Here is a 17914-nt window from a genome sequence, read left to right on the forward strand (position 1 = left end):
CACCATGACTTCATGTTGCTGTCCCGGCTCGCCCGTGTGTCCCAGGAGGTCGCCGCCACCTCGGCGCGGACCCGGAAGGTCGCTCTGCTCGCGGAGCTGTTCCGGGACGCGGAGGCGGACGACGTGCCGATCGTCATCCCCTACCTGGCGGGCCGCCTGCCCCAGGGGCGGCTCGGTGTCGGCTGGAAGATCCTCGGCGCGCCCGTCCCGCCCGCCGGGGAGGCCACGCTGACCGTACGGGACGTGGACGCCCGCCTCACCGAACTCGGCGCTGTCTCCGGCGCCGGCTCTCAGACGCAACGGACGCGGCTGGTCGGCGAGTTGATGGGCGCGGCCACCGAACCCGAGCAGCGGTTCCTGCTCGCGCTGATCGGCGGTGAGCTGCGCCAGGGCGCCCTCGACGCCGTCGCGGTCGAGGGCCTCGCGCTGGCGACCGGTGCGCCCTCCGCCGACGTCCGCAGGGCCGTCATGCTGGCGGGTTCGCTGCAGACCGTGGCCGAGCGCCTGCTCGCCGACGGCCCCGAGGCACTGGAGGCGTTCCGGCTCACCGTCGGCCGGCCCGTCTGGCCGATGCTGGCGCACAGCGCCCCGTCCGTCGCCGAGGCCATCGACAAGCTCGGTACCTGCGTGGTCGAGGAGAAGCTCGACGGCATCCGCGTCCAGGTCCACCGCGACGGCGACGAGGTACGCGTCTACACCCGCACCCTCGACGACATCACCGACCGGCTGCCCGAGATCACCCGCGCCGCCAGGGAGCTGACGGGCGACCGCTTCATCCTGGACGGCGAGGTCATCGCCCTCGACGCCGGGGGAAGGCCCAGGCCCTTCCAGGAGACCGCGGGCCGCGTGGGCTCCCGGGTGGACGTCGCCACCGCGGCCGAGGCCGTGCCCGTCTCCCCCGTGTTCTTCGACGCCCTGTCGGTGGACGGCCGGGACCTGCTCGACCTGCCCTTCGCCGACCGGCACGTGGAGCTCGCCCGGCTGGTCCCCGAACCGATGCGCGTACGCCGCCTCCTGGTGCCGGACGCCACGGACGAGTCGGCGCGGGCCGCCGCCGAGCGGTTCGGCGCCGACACCCTGGCGCGCGGCCACGAGGGGGTCGTCCTCAAGTCCCTCGACGCCCCCTACAGCGCGGGCCGGCGCGGAGCGTCCTGGCTGAAGGTCAAGCCCGTCCACACGCTGGACCTGGTCGTGCTGGCCGCCGAGTGGGGCAGCGGGCGCCGCACCGGCAAGCTCTCCAACCTGCATCTGGGCGCGCGCAGACCCGACGGCTCGTTCGCCATGCTGGGCAAGACCTTCAAGGGCCTGACCGACGTGATGCTGGCCTGGCAGACCGAGCGGCTTAAGGAACTCGCCGTCGGCACGGTCGAGCAGAGCGCCCCGGTGGTGACCGTCCGTCCCGAACTGGTCGTGGAGATCGCGTACGACGGCCTGCAGCGTTCCACCCGCTACCCGGCGGGCGTCGCCCTGCGCTTCGCCCGTGTCCTGCGCTACCGCGAGGACAAGACCCCGGCGGAGGCCGACACCGTCGAGACGGTGCTCGCCGCACACCCGGGAGTCGCCCCGTGACCCCCGCCGCGAGACGCAGCGCGGGCCTGCTCCTGTTCCGCCGCTCCGACCGCGGCCTCGAAGTGCTGCTCGGCCACATGGGCGGCCCGTTCTTCGCACGGCGCGACGCCGGGGCGTGGACCGTGCCGAAGGGCGAGTACGAGCCCGGTGAACCCGCCTGGGACGCCGCCCGCCGCGAGTTCCGCGAGGAGCTGGGCCTGCCACCACCCGAGGGCGAGGCTCTCCCGCTGGGCGAGGTCACCCAGACGAACGGCAAGATCGTCACGGTCTGGGCCGTGGAGGCGGACCTCGACCCGGCGGCCATGGTCCCCGGCACCTTCACGATGGAGTGGCCCCGCGGCTCGGGCCGCGTCCAGGAGTTCCCCGAACTCGACCGGGTGGAATGGCTGACCACGGACCGCGCCAGAGCCGTCCTGATCAAGGCCCAGACGGAGTTCCTGGACCGCCTGGAGACGCATACGCGCTGACGAGAGGGGCACGCGCCCCGGAAGGGGCGCGGAGAACGGCGCGCTCGGCCCCGACAGACCCGCACCCTGCATACGGCACCAGGAGGCAGAAGCAATGCCCATCGCAACCGTGAACCCGGCAACAGGCGAAACCCTCAAGACCTACGACGCCCTCGGCGACGAGGAGATCGAACACCGCCTCGCCACCGCCGAGGAGGCGTTCCGCCACCACCGCACCACCTCCTTCGCGGAGCGCGCCCGGCTGCTGCACCGGGCGGCCGACCTCCTGGAGGGCGACGCACCGGACATCGGCCGGATCATGACCGTCGAGATGGGCAAGCCCGTCAAGCAGGCCCGTGCCGAAGCGGCGAAGTGCGCGAAGGCGATGCGCTGGTACGCCGACCACGCCGAGGAACTCCTCGCCGACGAGGAGGGCGCCGAGGCCGACGCCGAGGACTCCGGCGCCTCCCGGGTCCTGGTGCGCTACCGCCCGCTGGGCCCGGTCCTCGCCGTCATGCCGTGGAACTTCCCGCTCTGGCAGGTGATCCGCTTCGCCGCGCCCGCGCTGATGGCGGGCAACGTGGGTCTGCTCAAGCACGCCTCGAACGTCCCGCAGACCGCCCTCTACCTGGAGGACCTGTTCCGCAGGGCCGGCTACTCGGAGGGCTGTTTCCAGACGCTGCTGGTCGGCTCGGGCGCGATCGAGGACATCCTGCGCGACCCGCGGATCAAGGCGGCCACACTCACCGGCAGCGAACCGGCGGGCCGCGCGGTCGCCTCGGTCGCCGGGGACGAGGTCAAGAAGACCGTGCTGGAGCTGGGCGGCAGCGACCCGTTCGTGGTGATGCCGTCGGCGGACATCGAACGGGCGGCGAAGACCGCGGTGACGGCCCGGGTGCAGAACAACGGGCAGTCCTGCATCGCCGCCAAGCGGTTCATCGTGCACACGGACGTCTTCGACGCCTTCGCCGAACACTTCACCGCGGGCATGAACGCCCTCACGGTGGGCGACCCGCTGGACGAGGGCACGGACGTCGGTCCGGTCGCCACCGAGCAGGGCCGCGACGACCTCGTGGAACTGGTCGACGACGCCGTCGAGAGCGGCGCCACCGTGCTCTGCGGCGGCGAGCTTCCCGACGGGGACGGCTGGTACTACCCGCCCACCGTCCTCGCCGACATCACCCCCGAGATGCGCATCCACCACGAGGAGACGTTCGGGCCGGTCGCCACCCTGTACCGTGCCGCCGACCTCGACGAGGCGGTGGCCCTCGCCAACGACACGTCGTTCGGGCTGAGTTCCAACGTCTGGACCCGCGACGAGGCCGAGACCGACCGTTTCGTACGGGATCTGGAGGCCGGCGGTGTCTACGTCAACGGGATGACGGCGTCCCACCCGGCGTTCCCGTTCGGCGGCATCAAGCGGTCCGGGTACGGGCGCGAGCTGTCGGGGCACGGAATCCGAGAGTTCTGCAACATCACCACCGTATGGCACGGAGCGTGAGCGTTCCGCAGCTACGATCCCCCCTGTGAACCGCGAAGTGACCCTGCCCCTGATCGTCGACGACCGCGGGACCCTGCAGGTGGCTGCCGCCGACGTCAGCAAGCTGCTGCGCACGATGGGGGGCCGCTGGCTGCGGCTGGTCGAGGCCGGGGAGGACGGGCTCGACGAGGACACGGTCGCCGCGCTCACCATCGAGCTGGCCAAGCTCGCCGACCGTATCGACGTGGCGTGCATCGCGCACAGCAGCGGGGGTGCCTCCGGCGGCTGAGCGGCCGTCCTGAGGTCCGCCGCGCACCGCGGGTGCGTACGGGCCGGGCATGCGCTTCCCCGCGCCCTTTCTGGGCGCGCCTCCACCGGAGCCTCTCCGTCGGGGCCGTCCCCGGTCTGGAGTAGTCCGGCGCGATATCCGGGGCCCGCCGGGTGATCGTGGGGGAACCACCCTTCCGCCAGGAAGAGGGAGTTCCCGGCGGACGAGAGAAGGCGCAGGCACATGGCGACTTTGTGCAGACCCGCGGTCTCCGTTCCGGAATACGTCATCACGATGGAGGAGACGCTCGAACTGGCGCGCTCCCGCCATCCCGACCACCCCCAACTGCCGCTCGCGCTACGGCTGATCGAGAACACCGGGGTACTGACCCGGCACATCGTGCAGCCCATCGAGGAGACCCTGAAGCACCCCGGCTTCGAGGAACGCAACAAGGTGTACGGGGCCGAGGCGAAGGCCCGGGTCCCGGCGGTCGTCCAGCGGGCCCTCGACGACGCGGAGGTCCTCGCCACCGACATCGACGTGATCATCTACGTCTCGTGCACGGGCTTCATGATGCCCTCGATGACGGCCTGGCTGATCAACTCGATGGGGTTCGGCAGCGACACCCGCCAGATACCGATGGCTCAGCTCGGCTGCGCCGCCGGAGGCGCCGCGATCAACCGCGCCCACGACTTCTGTACGGCCTACCCGCAGGCCAACGCCCTCATCGTGGCGTGCGAGTTCTGCTCGCTCTGCTACCAGCCGACCGACCTCGGTGTGAGCTCGCTCCTGTGCAACGGCCTGTTCGGGGACGGGATCGCCGCGGCGGTGGTCCGTGGCCGGGGCGGCGAGGGCATCCGGCTGGAGCGCAACGGCTCGTACCTGATCCCCAAGACCGAGGACTGGATCATGTACGACGTGCGGGCCACCGGCTTCCACTTCCTGCTGGACAAGCGGGTGCCGGCCACCATGGAGCCGCTCGCCCCCGCCCTCCACGACCTCGCGAAGCTGCACGGCTGGGACGCCTCCGACCTGGACTTCTACATCATCCACGCCGGGGGTCCACGGATCCTCGACGACCTCAGCAAGTTCCTCCAAGTGGCGCCGGAGGCTTTCCGGTTCAGCCGGGCGACGCTCACCGAGTACGGGAACATCGCCAGCGCCGTCGTCCTGGACGCACTGCGCCGGCTGTTCGACGAGGGGGGCTCCCACCACCAGGCACGCGGACTGCTCGCCGGCTTCGGGCCGGGCATCACGGCCGAGATGGCGCTGGGCCGCTGGCACCGCACGAGCGAGAAGACGGCATGACATGACCATGAGCGAAGAGACGGCGGCGGCACCCCCGGTACGGCACTGGCCCGCCCTGGACCTCACCGGGGTCGACTTCGACCCCGTGTTGTCCGAGCTGATGCGCGAGGGCCCCATCAACCGGATCCAGCTGCCCAACGGCGAGGGCTGGGCCTGGCTGGTGACGCGCTACGAGGACGTACGGCTGGTGACGAACGACCCCCGGTTCAGCCGCGCGGCGGTGCTCGGGCGGCAGGTCACCCGGCTGGCGCCGCACTTCATCCCGGCACCGGGCGCCATGAGCTTCGTCGACAAGCCCGACCACGCCAGGCTGCGCAGGGCGGTGAACGCCGCGTTCACCCTGCGGGGCGTGGAGCGTCTGCGGGCGAACGCCCAGCGCACCCTGGGGACGATGATCGACGACATGCTCCGGGACGGCCCGCCGGCCGACCTGATCGACCGGGTCCTGTCCCCCTTCCCCATCACCGTCATCTGCGAGCTGATGGGCGTCCCGGCCGACGACCGGCACACCCTGCACGTCTGGACACAGGCGATCCTCTCCTCCTCACAGGGCGCCGCGGCCAGCGAGCGGGCCAAGCAGGACATGGAGGTGTACTTCGCCAAACTGATCGCCGAGCGCCGCGGCGCGACGGGCGAGGACGTGACCTCGCTGCTCGGCGCGGCGGTGGGCCGGGGCGACATCACCGAGGAGGAGGCGGTCGCGCTCGCGGGTCCGATCCAGATCGGCGGCGAGGCGGTCACCAACAACACCGGGCAGATGCTCTACATCCTCCTGACCCGGCCCGCGCTGTTCGACCGGCTGCGCGACGACCCGGAGCTGCGGCCCCGGGCCCTCGACGAACTGCTGCGGTACATCCCGCACCGCAACGCCGTGGGCCTGTCCCGGATCGCCACCGAGGACGTCGTCCTGCACGGCGTGCGGATCAGGAAGGGCGACCCGATCTACGTGTCCTACCTGGCCGCCAACCGGGACCCGGCCGTCTTCCCCGACCCCGACCGCATCGACTTCGAGCGCGACCCCAACCCGCATGTGGCGTTCGGGCACGGTCCGCACTACTGCGTGGGCGGCATGCTCGCCCGCCTCGAGTCGGAGCTGATGGTCGACGCGCTCCTCGACCGGATCCCGACGCTGCGCCTGTCCGTCTCGGCGGACGAGGTGCCGTGGCGGCGCGGCGCACTGATCCGCGGGCCCGAGGCCCTGCCCGTCACCTGGTGACCGCGCTGACCCCTCCCGAGGGCCTGCTGGTGCCGCCGGGGCACGGCCGGACGGTCCGGACCCCGGCCCAGCACGTGACCTTCAAGGTGACCGGTACGCACTCGCGGGCCGCGTCCAGCTTCGAGGTGGTCGTGCCGCCGGGCTTCGACGTGGGCGCGCACGTCCACACGCGCAGCGAGGAGCTGTTCTACGTCCTGGAGGGCGAGCTGGACGTGCTCGCCTTCGAGCCGCTCGTCCGGACGCCCGACAACTGGCAGCGCTGGCAGTCGGGTTCGGGCAACCGGGTGGTGCGGGCGACGCCGGGCACGGTGATCGTCGTGCCGCCCGGGTGCCCGCACGCGTTCGCCAATCCGACGGAGGAGCCGGCGAAGATGTTCTTCCAGGCGTCGCCGCCGCCGGACCACGAACGCTACTTCGACGAGTTGCTCCGCATCTTGGACGCGGGGGGTCCTCCGGACGTGGCGGCCATCGAGGAGCTGCGGTCGCGGTACGACATCGAGCAGCTCACTCCGTTGCGCCACGGTTAGCTTTCGGCCGGTGGGACAGTGCGGGCCCGCTGTGCTTGCTCGCGCAGTTCCCCGCGCCCCTGAAAAGCGGGCTGCGCCCAGCTTTTCGCCCTTCAGGGGCGCGGGGAACTGCGCGACCAGCCACGACGACGCTGCAGACGGGCTACCGGATCGGCAGGCCGGACAGCGTTCGGGCGATGACGAGCCGCTGGATCTCGCTCGTGCCCTCGAAGATCGTGTAGATCGCCGCATCGCGGTGCATCCGCTCGACCGGGTACTCCCGCGTGTACCCGTTCCCGCCGAGGATCTGGATCGCCTGGCCGGTGACCTTCTTCGCCGTCTCGCTGGCGAACAGCTTCGACATGGACCCCTCCGCGGAGGTGAACTGCTTCCCGCTCACCGCCATCCACGACGCCCGCCACACCAGCAGCCGCGCCGCGTCGATCGACGTCCGCATGTCGGCGAGCTGAAAGGCCACGCCCTGGTTGTCGATGATCGGCCGCCCGAACTGCTCGCGGGTGCCGGCGTAGTCGAGGGCCACCTCGTACGCGGCCCGCGCCGTGCCGACCGCCATGGCGCCGACGGCCGGGCGGGACGCCTCGAACGTGGCCATCGCCGCGTTCTTCAGCCGCTCGCCGTTGCCCGCCTTCGCCCGCTCACGGGCGCGGGCGAGCCGCTCGTCGAGCTTCTCCTTGCCGCCGAGGAGGCAGGAGCCGGGGACCCGGACGTTCTCCAGGACCACCTCGGCGGTGTGCGAGGCGCGGATGCCGTGCTTCTTGAACTTCTGACCCTGGGACAGGCCGGGCGTGGCCGGCGGGATGATGAAGGACGCGTGGCCCTTGGAGCCCAGCTCGGAGTCCACGACCGCGACCACCACGTGCACGTTGGCGATGCCGCCGTTGGTCGCCCACGTCTTCGTCCCGTTCAGGACCCACTCGTCCTTGGCCTCGTCGTACACGGCCCTTGTACGCATCGAGGCGACGTCGGAGCCGGCGTCGGGCTCGGAGGAGCAGAACGCGGCGACCTTGACGTCGTTGGCGTCTCCGTACATCTGGGGGATCCAGGTGCCGACCTGCTCCTCGGTGCCGTTCGCGAGGACGCCGACGGCGGCGAGGCCGGTGCCGACGATCGACAGGGCGATGCCCGCGTCGCCCCAGAACAGCTCCTCCATGGCCATCGGGATGCCGAGGCCGGTGGGGTCGAAGTACTGCTGGGCGTAGAAGTCCAGGGAGTAGATGCCGACCTTCGCGGCCTCCTGGATGACCGGCCAGGGAGTCTCTTCCCGCTCGTCCCATTCGGCGGCCGCGGGGCGGATGACGTCGGCGGCGAAGCCGTGGATCCAGTCCCGGACCTCCTTCTGTTCGTCGTTGAGCTCCATGGTGAACTCGGCCATGACCCCTCCAGTGCTGCACTTACGTGTTACTTGCGGTAACGGTAGCCTGTTACTGGTCGGTAGTAAAAGTCAACCTCCCATTCCGGCTCGGCAGCCCGTTCGAGGCACCCTCGGCGCATGGTGTTACGTTGCGCAGGCGTCACCGAATCAGCACGGGTGGGGAGAGCTCATGGACACCACGCAGCGGACCGATCAGCAGAGGTCTGCCGACCGCCGACGGCGCGAACTGCTGGAGGCCGCCGACCGGGTGGTGCTCCGCGACGGCCCCGGCGCCTCGATGAACGCCATCGCGGCGGAGGCGGGCATCACCAAGCCGATTCTCTACCGCCACTTCGGCGACAAGGGCGGACTCTACGCCGCCCTCGCCAAGCGGCACACCGACGCCCTGCTCGAAGCGCTGCGCGCCGCGCTGGACGCGCCCGCCGAGCGCCGGGAACGGGTGGAGGCCACGCTCGACACCTACCTCGCGGCGATCGAGGCACGCCCGCAGGTGTACCGCTTCCTGATGCATCCGTCGGAGGGCGGCCCGCAGGGCGACCAGGGATTCGACGTGGGGACGTACTCCTTTCCGCTCCTGCGACGCATGGGCGAGGAACTCGCCGACGTCATAGAGGAGCGGGTCGATCTCGGCCCCAACAGCCAGCAGTTGGCCCGCGTCTGGGGCCACGGCATCGTCGGCATGATGCACGCGGCGGGCGACTGGTGGCTGGGCGAACGCCCCTGCTCCCGCGCCGAGCTGGTCCAGGCCCTGGCCGACCTCCTCTGGGGCCGCCTGGCAGCAGCAGGCGACAAGGCGGGCGGCCCAGGCTTCTGACCCACGGCCCCCCTCAGGGGCGCGGGGAACGGCACAATCTTTTTGCCTTTCGCCTTTGGGGCGCGGCGAACGGCGCGTCTTTCGCTTCTAGGGGCGCGGGGAACGGCGCAATCTCTTAGGGGCGCGGGGAACGGCGCGACCAGCCACAACGGACCCGCACCCGACAACGCACCCTCAAGCCCTCCAACCGGCCCGCCCCGCCTGCCAAAGCACCTTCCGCCGCCGCCACCCCGTGACCCGGTCCACGTACAACCCGCCGTCAAGGTGATCGCACTCGTGCTGAAGGCACCGTGCGAACCAGCCACTCCCGTGCACCCGCACCGGCGCCCCGTCCACGGAGACCCCCTCCACCACGGCGTGGTCGTACCGTTCGGTGCCCGCCTCCAGACCCGGCAGGGACAGACACCCCTCGGGCCCCCGCAGCACCACCCCGTCCACCTCGACGAGGCGCGGGTTCACGACATGTCCCACATGCCGCCGGTCGTCGTCATCGGGGCAGTCGTACACGAAGACCCGCAACGACCGCCCGACCTGGTTCGCGGCCAGACCGACCCCCTCCGCCGCGTACATCGTCGAGAACATGTCCTCGACCAGCCGCGCCAGTTGGGGGCCGAACTCCGTGACGTCTTCACACCGTGTGTGCAACACCGGGTCGCCGAGGAGGGACAGAGGAAGAACGCGCCCTCGGGCGCCGGGGATCGAGCCGTGTCGCATGGCCGCAAGGGTACGGTCCTCACTGTCGGGCGGGCGCCGGAGTGGTGCCGCGGTTCGGGCCTGCGAGTGGATCTCGATAGGCTGAGGGCCAGACGTTGCCGGGGGCAGTGCGCGGCGCCGTACGCAAGGAGGATCGAGAACTGATGGCAGGCAACTCGGACCCGCTGTCGCCGCGGGCCAAGCTCGCCGTGACGGCGGGCAAAGCGGTCGCGGCGGCATCACGTGCCGCCGGCCGCGGCAGCGGATCGGTGATCGGCGGCCGGGTGGCACTCAAGCTCGACCCCGACCTGCTGGCCAGGCTGGCCCAGCACCTGGACGTCATCCTGGTGTCGGCCACGAACGGCAAGACCACCACCACCCGGCTGATCGCCGAGGCGCTGCGGGCCGCGGGCCCCGTCGTGTCGAACGCGCTGGGCGCGAACATGCCGGCCGGCATCACCTCGGCGCTGGCCGGCGGCTCCGACTCGCGGTTCGCGGTCATCGAGGTCGACGAGAAGTACCTGTCCGGGGTGGCGCGGGACACGGATCCCAAGTGCATCGCCCTGCTCAACCTCTCGCGCGACCAGCTCGACCGCGCCGCCGAGACCCGCATGATGGCCGAGCACTGGCGCGAGGGCCTGGCCGGCTCCAAGGCCGTCGTCGTCGCCAACGCCGACGACCCGCTGGTCGTGTGGGCCGCGTCCTCCTCGCCGAACGTGGTGTGGGTGGCCGCCGGCCAGATGTGGAAGGACGACGCCTGGTCCTGCCCGTCCTGCGGCGGTGTGATGCAGCGCCCCGGCGACGACTGGTTCTGCGGCGAGTGCGGTTTCCGCCGCCCCACGCCGAGCTGGGCACTCTCCGGGGACCACGTCCTCGACCCGCACGGATCGGCCTGGCCGATCCACCTCCAGCTGCCGGGCCGCGCCAACAAGGCCAACGCCGCCTCGTCGGCCGCCGTCGCCGCCGTCTTCGGCGTACCGCCACAGGTCGCCCTGGAACGCATGTACCAGGTCCAGGCCGTGGCCGGACGCTACGACGTCGTGCAGTTCATGCAGCGCGACCTGCGGCTGCTGCTCGCCAAGAACCCGGCGGGCTGGCTGGAGACGTTCTCCCTGATCGACCCGCCGCCGACCCCGGTGATCCTGTCGGTGAACGCGCGCGGCGCCGACGGCACCGACACCTCCTGGCTGTGGGACGTCGACTACACCCGGCTCACCGGTCACCCGATCTTCGTCCTCGGTGACCGCAAGCTCGACCTCGCCGTGCGCCTTGAGGTCGCCAACCAGTCGTTCCAGGTGTGCGACAACCTCGACCAGGCGGTGCAGCTCGCACCGCCCGGCCGGATCGAGGTCATCGCGAACTACACCGCGTTCCAGGACTTGAGGCGTCGTGTCGGCAACTGAACCCCGGAGGACGAAGCGAATGAGTGACAACAGCCTGCGGCTAGTGTGGATCTATCCGGACCTGTTGAGCACGTACGGCGACCAGGGCAACGCGCTGGTCGTCGAGCGCCGCGCCCGCCAGCGCGGTCTGGACGTGGCCCGGCTCGACGTACGCAGCGACCAGCCGATCCCCACCTCGGGTGACATCTACCTCATCGGTGGCGGCGAGGACCGGCCGCAGCGGCTCGCGGCCGAGCGGCTGCGCCGCGACGGCGGTCTGGAGCGGGCGGTCGGCAACGGCGCCATCGTCTTCTCGGTGTGCGCGGGCTACCAGATCCTCGGCCACGAGTTCATCAACGACCTCGGCCAGCGCGAGCCGGGCCTCGGCCTGCTCGACGTGCACTCCGTGCGCGGCGAGGGCGAGCGGTGCGTGGGTGACGTGTACGGCGACATCGACGCGCGCCTCGGCCTGCCGCCGCTGACCGGCTTCGAGAACCACCAGGGCGTCACCCACCTCGGCCCCACCGCCCGCCCCTTCGCGAACGTGCGTCTCGGCAAGGGCAACGGAACGGGCGACGGCACGGAGGGCGCGTACAACGACACCGTCTTCGGTACGTACATGCACGGGCCCGTGCTCGCCAGGAACCCGCTCATCGCGGACCTGCTGCTCAAGCTGGCGCTCGATGTCAACGCGCTGCCGCCGGTCGACGACCGGTGGTACGAGGCGCTCCGCTCCGAGCGCATCGCGGCCGCTCAGCAGCCCGCCTGAGCTCAGGAGCACAGCCCATCCGGCGACGTGCCCGCGCAGGTGAGCGGGCACGTCCAGCAGGCGGACGCACCATGTGGAGACGCCCCCCGCCGCCGGTAGGGTGGCGGCGTCCAGCCGGACAGCGTGGTCCGGTTCCCGGCCCACGTTGAGAAGGTATTTCGGGCTATGCGTATTGGTGTCCTCACGTCCGGCGGCGACTGCCCCGGCCTGAACGCCGTCATCCGGTCCGTCGTACACCGCGCCGTCGTCGACCACGGCGACGAGGTCATCGGCTTCCGGGACGGCTGGAAGGGCCTTCTGGAAGGCGACTACCTCAAGCTCGACCTCGACGCGGTGAGCGGCATCCTGGCCCGCGGCGGCACGATGCTCGGCTCCTCCCGGGTCCAGCCGGCGCACCTGCGGGACGGCGTGGAGCGGGCCAGGGGCCATGTCGAGGAACTCGGGCTCGACGCGATCATCCCGATCGGCGGCGAGGGCACGCTCAAGGCGGCCCGTCTCCTGTCGGACAGCGGTCTGCCGATCGTCGGCGTGCCGAAGACCATCGACAACGACATCGCTGTCACCGACGTCACCTTCGGCTTCGACACGGCCGTGGGTGTCGCCACCGAGGCCCTCGACCGGCTGAAGACCACCGCCGAGTCCCACCAGCGCGTCCTGATCGTCGAGGTCATGGGCCGCCACACCGGCTGGATCGCCCTGCACTCCGGCATGGCCGCGGGCGCCCACGCGATCGTCGTGCCGGAACGGCCCTTCGACATCGCCGAGTTGGCCGCCAAGGTCGGTGAACGCTTCTCGGCGGGCAAGAAGTTCGCCATCGTCGTCGCCGCGGAGGGCGCGAAGCCCCGCGAGGGCACGATGAGCTACGACGAGGGCCGCAAGGACGCCTACGGGCACGAGCGGTTCGCGGGCATCGCCCGGCAGCTCTCCATCGAGCTGGAGGAGCGGCTCGGCAAGGAGGCCCGGCCGGTGATCCTCGGGCACGTGCAGCGCGGGGGGACGCCGACGGCGTACGACCGGGTGCTCGCCACGCGGTTCGGGTGGCACGCGGTGGAGGCGGTGCACCGGGGTGAGTTCGGCAACATGACCGCGCTGCGGGGGACGGACATCGTGATGGTGTCGCTCGCGGAGGCGGTGGAGACGTTGAAGACCGTGCCGGAGTCGCGGTACGCGGAAGCGGAGTGTGTGCTTTAGGGGAGTCGTCGGCTGCGGGTCGTCCGTGGCCGGTCGCGCAGTCCCCCGCGCCCCTGAAAAACGAACCCGCCCCCGGTCGTAGGCCCGACCGGGGGCGGTTCTAGTCTGGGTGGGGACAGACAGCGCTCAACCCGTACGAAACAGGAGCCGGCGGATGGATCACAGCGGGCACGGCACGACCATGGATCTGCCGCCGTTCACGCTGGGGCGGGGGCTCGAATGGTCCCCGGACCCGTTCTTCCTCGTCGCCTGCCTGGTGGGACTCGCCCTGTACGGGTGGGGTGTGGTGCGGCTGGTGCGGCGCGGTGACGCCTGGCCGGTTGGCAGGACCGTGGCGTTCGCCGCGGGTGTCCTGAGCGTCATGCTCGTGCTCTGCACCGGACTGAACGACTACGGCATGGTCATGTTCAGCGTGCACATGGTGCAGCACATGGTGATCAGCATGCTGTCGCCGATCCTGATCCTGCTCGGCGCGCCGATCACGCTCGCACTGCGTGCGCTGCCGACCGCGGGACGCGACCGCAAAGGGCCGCGCGAGCTGCTCCTGATGCTGCTGCACAGCCGGTTCATGCGGGTCGTCACGCATCCGGCCTTCACGATCCCGCTGTTCATCGCCAGCCTGTACGCGCTGTACTTCTCGCCGGTCTTCGACTTCCTGATGGGGTCGAGGACCGGACACATCGCGATGATGTGCCACTTCCTCGCCGTCGGTCTGGTGTTCTTCTGGCCGATCATGGGCGTCGACCCCGGTCCGCACCGCCCGGGGTATCTGATGCGCATGCTGGAGCTGTTCGCCGGCATGCCGTTCCACGCCTTCTTCGGCATCGCGCTGATGATGGCGTCCGGGCCGATGGTCACCACGTACGAGAATCCGCCCGCCTCGCTGGGTATCGACGCGCTCGCCGACCAGAACGCGGCGGGTGGCATCGCCTGGGCCTTCAGCGAGATCCCGTCCGTGCTCGTGCTGCTCGCGCTGCTCTTCCAGTGGTACCGGTCCGAACAGCGGCAGGCACGGCGTTCGGACCGGGCGGCGGACCGTGACGGCGACAAGGAACTCGAGGCGTACAACGCCTATCTGGCCACACTCGACGCACGCGGTCGTTGAGCCCCATTTCCCCTTTCCGTCACTTCGCACACTCTGCTGATTTCCTTGACTGAAAGGCTTTTCCATTCAGTAGCATGATGCGTGACGCCCTGCTTCCGCTCTGCAGGGTTCGGGGGAACCGCCGGGGGGAGCGGCCATGACAATGCACGCATGTTTATCGAGGACCGGAAAAACCGTGGTCCGGAGGCTTGCCGTTCTGCTGGCCGCCGTGTTGATCCTCAGCGGCTGCACAGAACAGCAGCGCCTGTTCGCCGTGAAGGCCGTCGCGGCCGGAATACCGTCACTCGCACCCTTTTTCGAAGAAGACGGATCGCTGGGCAGAGACCGCAGGGAGGTCAAGCCGGAGCAGCCGCACAGCGGGTTGCAGCAGGGCAACACCCCTGGTCTCTACGGGGGCACGCGCAACCAGCGGGTCTGCGACGTCGAACGGCTCAAGGATTTCCTCACGGATCCCAAGAACCGACAGAAAGCCCGGGAATGGGCGCGGATCGTGGGCATTACGCCTGATCGGATCGAGGAGTACGTCGACGATCTCACACCCGTTCTACTCCGCCACGACACCCTCGTGAAGAACCACGACTACAAGAAGAACAGGGCGGTCCCGTACGACGCATTGCTCGAGGCCGGTGTCGCGGTATTGGTGAACGACCAGGGACTTCCCGCCGTGAAGTGCTCGTGCGGAAATCCGCTGAAAGCCTTCGACAAGGATCCCGAGAAGCTCTCGGTCGAGTTCGACGACGGCAACAAGAAGTGGGACGGCTACGAGAAGTCCGACGTGGTGACCGTCAAGCCCTCGCCGCGACCGCTGGAGCGGATCGCGCTCCTGGACGTGACCGACCCGGACACGGCCATCGACCGGCCCGTCGGCACCACGGGCGAGCAGGACGAGACGTTCGACGCGACGGAGCAGCACGAGGTGCCCGCCGTGGCGGGGATGACCTTCGCCCAGGCCAGTGCGGCGCTGGCCGAGCTCAGGCTGGCCGTGGCGTACTCCGGGGACGCGTTCCCGTCGGGCGAGACCCCGGTGACCGGCTGTACGCCCGGGCCCGGGACGCCGCTGGCGTTCGGCGCGCCGGTGGCGCTGAGCACGGGCCCGGACCCGAACGCGGACTCCGGCTCCGGCTCCGGCTCCGGTGACGGGACGAGCCCTTCGCCACCGACCGATCCGGATGATCCGAATGACCCGGAGGGCACTGACGACACTGACGGCACCGAATCGCCGTCGGGCGGCGGGACGTCGTCCGGGGCGGAGTCCTCACCGGGCAAGGAGACGCCGTCGGACACCGGGACGCCGTCGGACAAGGGCTCCGAGCCCACGAGCGGGTCGCCGTCCCCGTCGCGGTCCACGCCCGGCGGCGGGACGCCCACCGGGGCCGAGTCGACACCGCCGCCACCCCCGGACCCGACCGCCCCGACCGTGTCGAGTACGCCGCCCAAGACCACTCCTCCCGCCGACCCCACGCTCGCGGAGCCCACGAGCAGCGGACCGGCGTCCAGCGAGCCGGTGTCGAGCGGACCCGGTTCACCCGCCGAGCCGGAGACCGGCGGATCGGGCACCGGTGAGGCGGCGGACCGGAGCGTGGCCTAGGGCGCTTCTTCTGGATCAGGTCGGATCAGGCCGCGGTGTCCGGTGCGGTGCATCGCAAGGCGGAGCATGACTCGCGTACTGGACGTACTCGGGTCGTGCGACAACGCCGCGAGGCGCCGTGCCGGGCGCCGCGGACCCGGGCTGATCCAGAAGAAACGCCCTAGGCCCGCACGGCAGAACCCGGGAGTGACCGGATGGGATCAGGAACACCGCAGTCGGGAGTCGGCCGGGTCATCGCCGGCCGGTACCTCCTGCTGAACCAGCTCGGCAGTGGCGGCATGGGACACGTCTGGCTCGCGCACGACCAGCGGCTGGCCTGCGAGGTCGCGCTCAAGGAGATCCTGTTCCGCGATCCGGGCGAGGCGGACCAGGACCGCTCGGCCCGGGTGGCCCGGGCCCGCGCCGAGGCCCGGCACGCCGCCGGCCTGCGCGGCCACCCGCACGTGGTGACCGTGCACGACGTCCTGGAGCACGAGGGCCTGCCCTGGATCGTGATGGAGTACGTGGCCGGCGCGCTGGACCTCAGCGCCCTGGTCGCCCTGCGCGGGCCCCTGGCCCCCGCCGAGTGCGCCCGCATCGGACTCGCCGTGCTCGACGCGCTGACCGCGGGACACGAGCAGGGCGTCATGCACCGGGACGTGAAACCAGCCAACATCCTGCTCGCCCCGGACCGCACGGGGTCGCCGTCCCGGGTCCTGCTCACCGACTACGGCATCTCCGTGCGGCCCGACGGCGACGAGACCCGGTACACGCTCACCTCCGCCCTCGTGGGCACCGCCGCCTACCTGGCGCCCGAGCGGGCCCAGGGCGGGCCGCCCACCGCCGCCGCGGACCTGTTCTCGCTGGGCTGCACGCTCTACCACGCCGTCGAGGGCTACGGTCCCTTCGACCGCGAGTCGGGACTCGCGGCGCTCACCGCCGTCGTCCTGGAGGAGCCGCGTCCGATGCTGCGCGCGGGCGCCCTGGAACCGCTCCTGTCGGCGATGCTCGTCAAGGACCCGGTCCGCCGGATCACCGCCGCGGAGGCCGGGGCGGCGCTGGCCGCGATCCTGACGCCTCAGTCGCATCCCCGGACCCGGTCCGACCCGGGCTCCGAGCCGCCGTGGGCGGGCGCCGTCACCGACACGGCCGCGCCCCGCACTCCCCCCGCACCCGCGCCCGGGCCGCCGCGGAGCCCCGGGGAGGGCGCACGGGGGTACGCGCCGTCCGCCGGGCAGGAGTCGTCCTCGGTGCCGCCCCGCCAGGAGAGCCCCGCTGCCTGGCCGCCCTCGCGGGAGATCCCCGTGCCGGGCCCGTGGACCGCGGGACAGGCGTACGGTCCGCCGCCGGCGCCCCCCGGCCGGCGCCGCCGCAGGCGCAACCGCGTCCTGCCGGCCCTGCTGGGGACCGCGCTCGGACTGGCCCTCGCGGGCGGCGCAGGGGCGTGGTACGCCCTGGGGAACCCGCCACCGGACGGGAAGAGCGACGCCAAGCCGTACGGGGACGCCGTCGGGCTGACCGAGCCGCTCGTGGACGGCAACTGCGTCTCCACCAAGTGGGCGGAAGTCCCCTTCACCGGTGACCCGCGGCTCAAGCCCGTGCAGTGCCTCGGTGACGGGAGCGAGGAGACGTACGGCCAGGTGATGGACGTGTTCGAAGCGGGCTCCGCCGAGGACGCCCGTTCGGGCGCCGCCGCGCAGTGCGAGCAGCGCACCGAGGAGACCCGCAAGAAGCTGGCGGACGTCCGCTCCTACGCCGTCGTGCCGACCGCCGAGGGTTTCGAGGCCGCCGGTCGCCGTGTCGCCTGTCTGCTGCTCGATGCCCGCGGGAAGCCGCTGTACGGCCCCGTCGGGGACAACCGTCCCCTCGGCATGGTGTTCAAGGACACGGCCACCATGCAGAAGCGGGACTGCCTCGACCGGGTCTCCGACACCGGCGCCGAGCTGGTCTCGTGTGCGGGCCCGCACGAGGAACAGGTGCTCGGCTTCCACCGGATGGGCCCGGACACGACCTTCGAGGAGGCGAGGCGGGAGGGGACCGACGCCTGCCAGGAGAACGTGCCGCCCGCCGACTACGGCTACGACCCGAGCATCTATGCGAGCTCGTCCTGGGTCGGCCGGAGCGCCTGGAACTCCGGCACACATTTCGTGGTCTGTACTGCAATTCGCCAAGACGGGGGCACCATGGAGAAGGACGAACCATGAGGA

Annotated in this window: 16 protein-coding genes; 14 read left to right on the plus strand and 2 right to left on the minus strand. The window is 71.2% G+C overall.

What is annotated here, in order from left to right; genetic code table 11:
* Positions 1 to 12 precede the first annotated feature (12 nt).
* From ACFYXC_RS25230 to ACFYXC_RS25260, 7 genes are all read left to right on the plus strand, one after another.
* A complete protein-coding gene (locus ACFYXC_RS25230; protein WP_389554134.1) occupies positions 13 to 1569 on the plus strand; it encodes an ATP-dependent DNA ligase in 1557 nt (518 codons plus the stop codon).
* A complete protein-coding gene (locus ACFYXC_RS25235; protein WP_389554135.1) occupies positions 1566 to 2036 on the plus strand; it encodes an NUDIX domain-containing protein in 471 nt (156 codons plus the stop codon). Before ACFYXC_RS25230 ends, ACFYXC_RS25235 begins: the two co-directional genes overlap by 4 nt.
* A gap of 94 nt (positions 2037 to 2130) precedes the next feature.
* Complete coding sequence (locus ACFYXC_RS25240) at positions 2131 to 3516, plus strand: NADP-dependent succinic semialdehyde dehydrogenase (RefSeq protein WP_389554136.1); 1386 nt, start codon at positions 2131 to 2133, stop codon at positions 3514 to 3516.
* 25 nt (positions 3517 to 3541) lie between these two features.
* On the plus strand, positions 3542 to 3784 hold the full coding sequence (locus ACFYXC_RS25245; RefSeq protein WP_388921418.1) for a DUF6213 family protein: 243 nt from the start codon (positions 3542 to 3544) through the stop codon (positions 3782 to 3784).
* 222 nt (positions 3785 to 4006) lie between these two features.
* Positions 4007 to 5071 (plus strand): type III polyketide synthase, encoded by a 1065-nt coding sequence (locus ACFYXC_RS25250; protein ID WP_388921416.1) that lies wholly within the window; start codon positions 4007 to 4009, stop codon positions 5069 to 5071.
* A 7-nt stretch (positions 5072 to 5078) separates the two neighbouring features.
* Positions 5079 to 6287 carry a cytochrome P450 gene (locus ACFYXC_RS25255; protein ID WP_389554260.1) on the plus strand — a complete coding sequence of 403 codons (1209 nt, stop codon included), beginning with the start codon at positions 5079 to 5081 and terminating at the stop codon, positions 6285 to 6287.
* A 5-nt stretch (positions 6288 to 6292) separates the two neighbouring features.
* On the plus strand, positions 6293 to 6814 hold the full coding sequence (locus tag ACFYXC_RS25260; RefSeq protein WP_388921606.1) for a cupin domain-containing protein: 522 nt from the start codon (positions 6293 to 6295) through the stop codon (positions 6812 to 6814).
* 142 nt (positions 6815 to 6956) lie between these two features.
* Here the strand turns inward: ACFYXC_RS25260 and ACFYXC_RS25265 are convergent, their stop codons facing one another.
* Positions 6957 to 8186: an acyl-CoA dehydrogenase family protein gene (locus ACFYXC_RS25265; protein ID WP_389554137.1), complete on the minus strand. Its 1230-nt coding sequence runs from the start codon at positions 8184 to 8186 to the stop codon at positions 6957 to 6959.
* 169 nt (positions 8187 to 8355) lie between these two features.
* Here ACFYXC_RS25265 and ACFYXC_RS25270 point away from each other — a divergent pair, with 169 nt between their 5' ends.
* On the plus strand, positions 8356 to 9000 hold the full coding sequence (locus ACFYXC_RS25270; RefSeq protein ID WP_389554138.1) for a TetR family transcriptional regulator: 645 nt from the start codon (positions 8356 to 8358) through the stop codon (positions 8998 to 9000).
* Positions 9001 to 9174: 174 nt separating this feature from the next.
* Here ACFYXC_RS25270 and def read toward each other — a convergent pair whose 3' ends face one another.
* Positions 9175 to 9714, minus strand: coding sequence for a peptide deformylase (def, locus tag ACFYXC_RS25275; RefSeq protein ID WP_389554139.1), 540 nt, complete (start codon positions 9712 to 9714; stop codon positions 9175 to 9177).
* Positions 9715 to 9857: 143 nt separating this feature from the next.
* Here def and ACFYXC_RS25280 point away from each other — a divergent pair, with 143 nt between their 5' ends.
* From ACFYXC_RS25280 to ACFYXC_RS25305, 6 genes are all read left to right on the plus strand, one after another.
* Positions 9858 to 11096, plus strand: coding sequence for a MurT ligase domain-containing protein (locus tag ACFYXC_RS25280; protein WP_388921404.1), 1239 nt, complete (start codon positions 9858 to 9860; stop codon positions 11094 to 11096).
* A 19-nt stretch (positions 11097 to 11115) separates the two neighbouring features.
* Positions 11116 to 11844 (plus strand): type 1 glutamine amidotransferase, encoded by a 729-nt coding sequence (locus tag ACFYXC_RS25285; RefSeq protein ID WP_388921401.1) that lies wholly within the window; start codon positions 11116 to 11118, stop codon positions 11842 to 11844.
* A gap of 165 nt (positions 11845 to 12009) precedes the next feature.
* Positions 12010 to 13035 carry a 6-phosphofructokinase gene (locus ACFYXC_RS25290; protein WP_389554140.1) on the plus strand — a complete coding sequence of 342 codons (1026 nt, stop codon included), beginning with the start codon at positions 12010 to 12012 and terminating at the stop codon, positions 13033 to 13035.
* Positions 13036 to 13189: 154 nt separating this feature from the next.
* Positions 13190 to 14140 (plus strand): cytochrome c oxidase assembly protein, encoded by a 951-nt coding sequence (locus ACFYXC_RS25295; protein ID WP_389554141.1) that lies wholly within the window; start codon positions 13190 to 13192, stop codon positions 14138 to 14140.
* Positions 14141 to 14276: 136 nt separating this feature from the next.
* Entirely contained in the window at positions 14277 to 15728 is a 1452-nt protein-coding gene (locus tag ACFYXC_RS25300; RefSeq protein WP_389554142.1) for a DUF6777 domain-containing protein, read from the plus strand.
* A 194-nt stretch (positions 15729 to 15922) separates the two neighbouring features.
* A complete protein-coding gene (locus ACFYXC_RS25305) occupies positions 15923 to 17911 on the plus strand; it encodes a protein kinase (protein WP_389554143.1) in 1989 nt (662 codons plus the stop codon).
* The last annotated feature ends 3 nt before the right edge of the window (positions 17912 to 17914 follow it).

The sequence above is a fragment of the Streptomyces sp. NPDC002701 genome (genome assembly GCF_042889045.1).
Lineage (GTDB): Bacteria > Actinomycetota > Actinomycetes > Streptomycetales > Streptomycetaceae > Streptomyces.

Excerpts from the sequence above, each read along its gene's own strand:
- ACFYXC_RS25230 (WP_389554134.1), top strand. The coding sequence starts at position 13 with ATGTTGCTGTCCCGGCTCGCCCGTGTGTCCCAGGAGGTCGCCGCCACC.
- ACFYXC_RS25240 (WP_389554136.1), top strand. The coding sequence starts at position 2,131 with ATGCCCATCGCAACCGTGAACCCGGCAACAGGCGAAACCCTCAAGACC.
- ACFYXC_RS25250 (WP_388921416.1), top strand. The coding sequence starts at position 4,007 with ATGGCGACTTTGTGCAGACCCGCGGTCTCCGTTCCGGAATACGTCATC.
- ACFYXC_RS25255 (WP_389554260.1), top strand. The coding sequence starts at position 5,079 with ATGAGCGAAGAGACGGCGGCGGCACCCCCGGTACGGCACTGGCCCGCC.
- ACFYXC_RS25265 (WP_389554137.1), bottom strand. The coding sequence starts at position 8,186 with ATGGCCGAGTTCACCATGGAGCTCAACGACGAACAGAAGGAGGTCCGG.
- ACFYXC_RS25270 (WP_389554138.1), top strand. The coding sequence starts at position 8,356 with ATGGACACCACGCAGCGGACCGATCAGCAGAGGTCTGCCGACCGCCGA.
- def (WP_389554139.1), bottom strand. The coding sequence starts at position 9,714 with ATGCGACACGGCTCGATCCCCGGCGCCCGAGGGCGCGTTCTTCCTCTG.
- ACFYXC_RS25280 (WP_388921404.1), top strand. The coding sequence starts at position 9,858 with ATGGCAGGCAACTCGGACCCGCTGTCGCCGCGGGCCAAGCTCGCCGTG.
- ACFYXC_RS25285 (WP_388921401.1), top strand. The coding sequence starts at position 11,116 with ATGAGTGACAACAGCCTGCGGCTAGTGTGGATCTATCCGGACCTGTTG.
- ACFYXC_RS25290 (WP_389554140.1), top strand. The coding sequence starts at position 12,010 with ATGCGTATTGGTGTCCTCACGTCCGGCGGCGACTGCCCCGGCCTGAAC.
- ACFYXC_RS25295 (WP_389554141.1), top strand. The coding sequence starts at position 13,190 with ATGGATCACAGCGGGCACGGCACGACCATGGATCTGCCGCCGTTCACG.
- ACFYXC_RS25300 (WP_389554142.1), top strand. The coding sequence starts at position 14,277 with ATGACAATGCACGCATGTTTATCGAGGACCGGAAAAACCGTGGTCCGG.
- ACFYXC_RS25305 (WP_389554143.1), top strand. The coding sequence starts at position 15,923 with ATGGGATCAGGAACACCGCAGTCGGGAGTCGGCCGGGTCATCGCCGGC.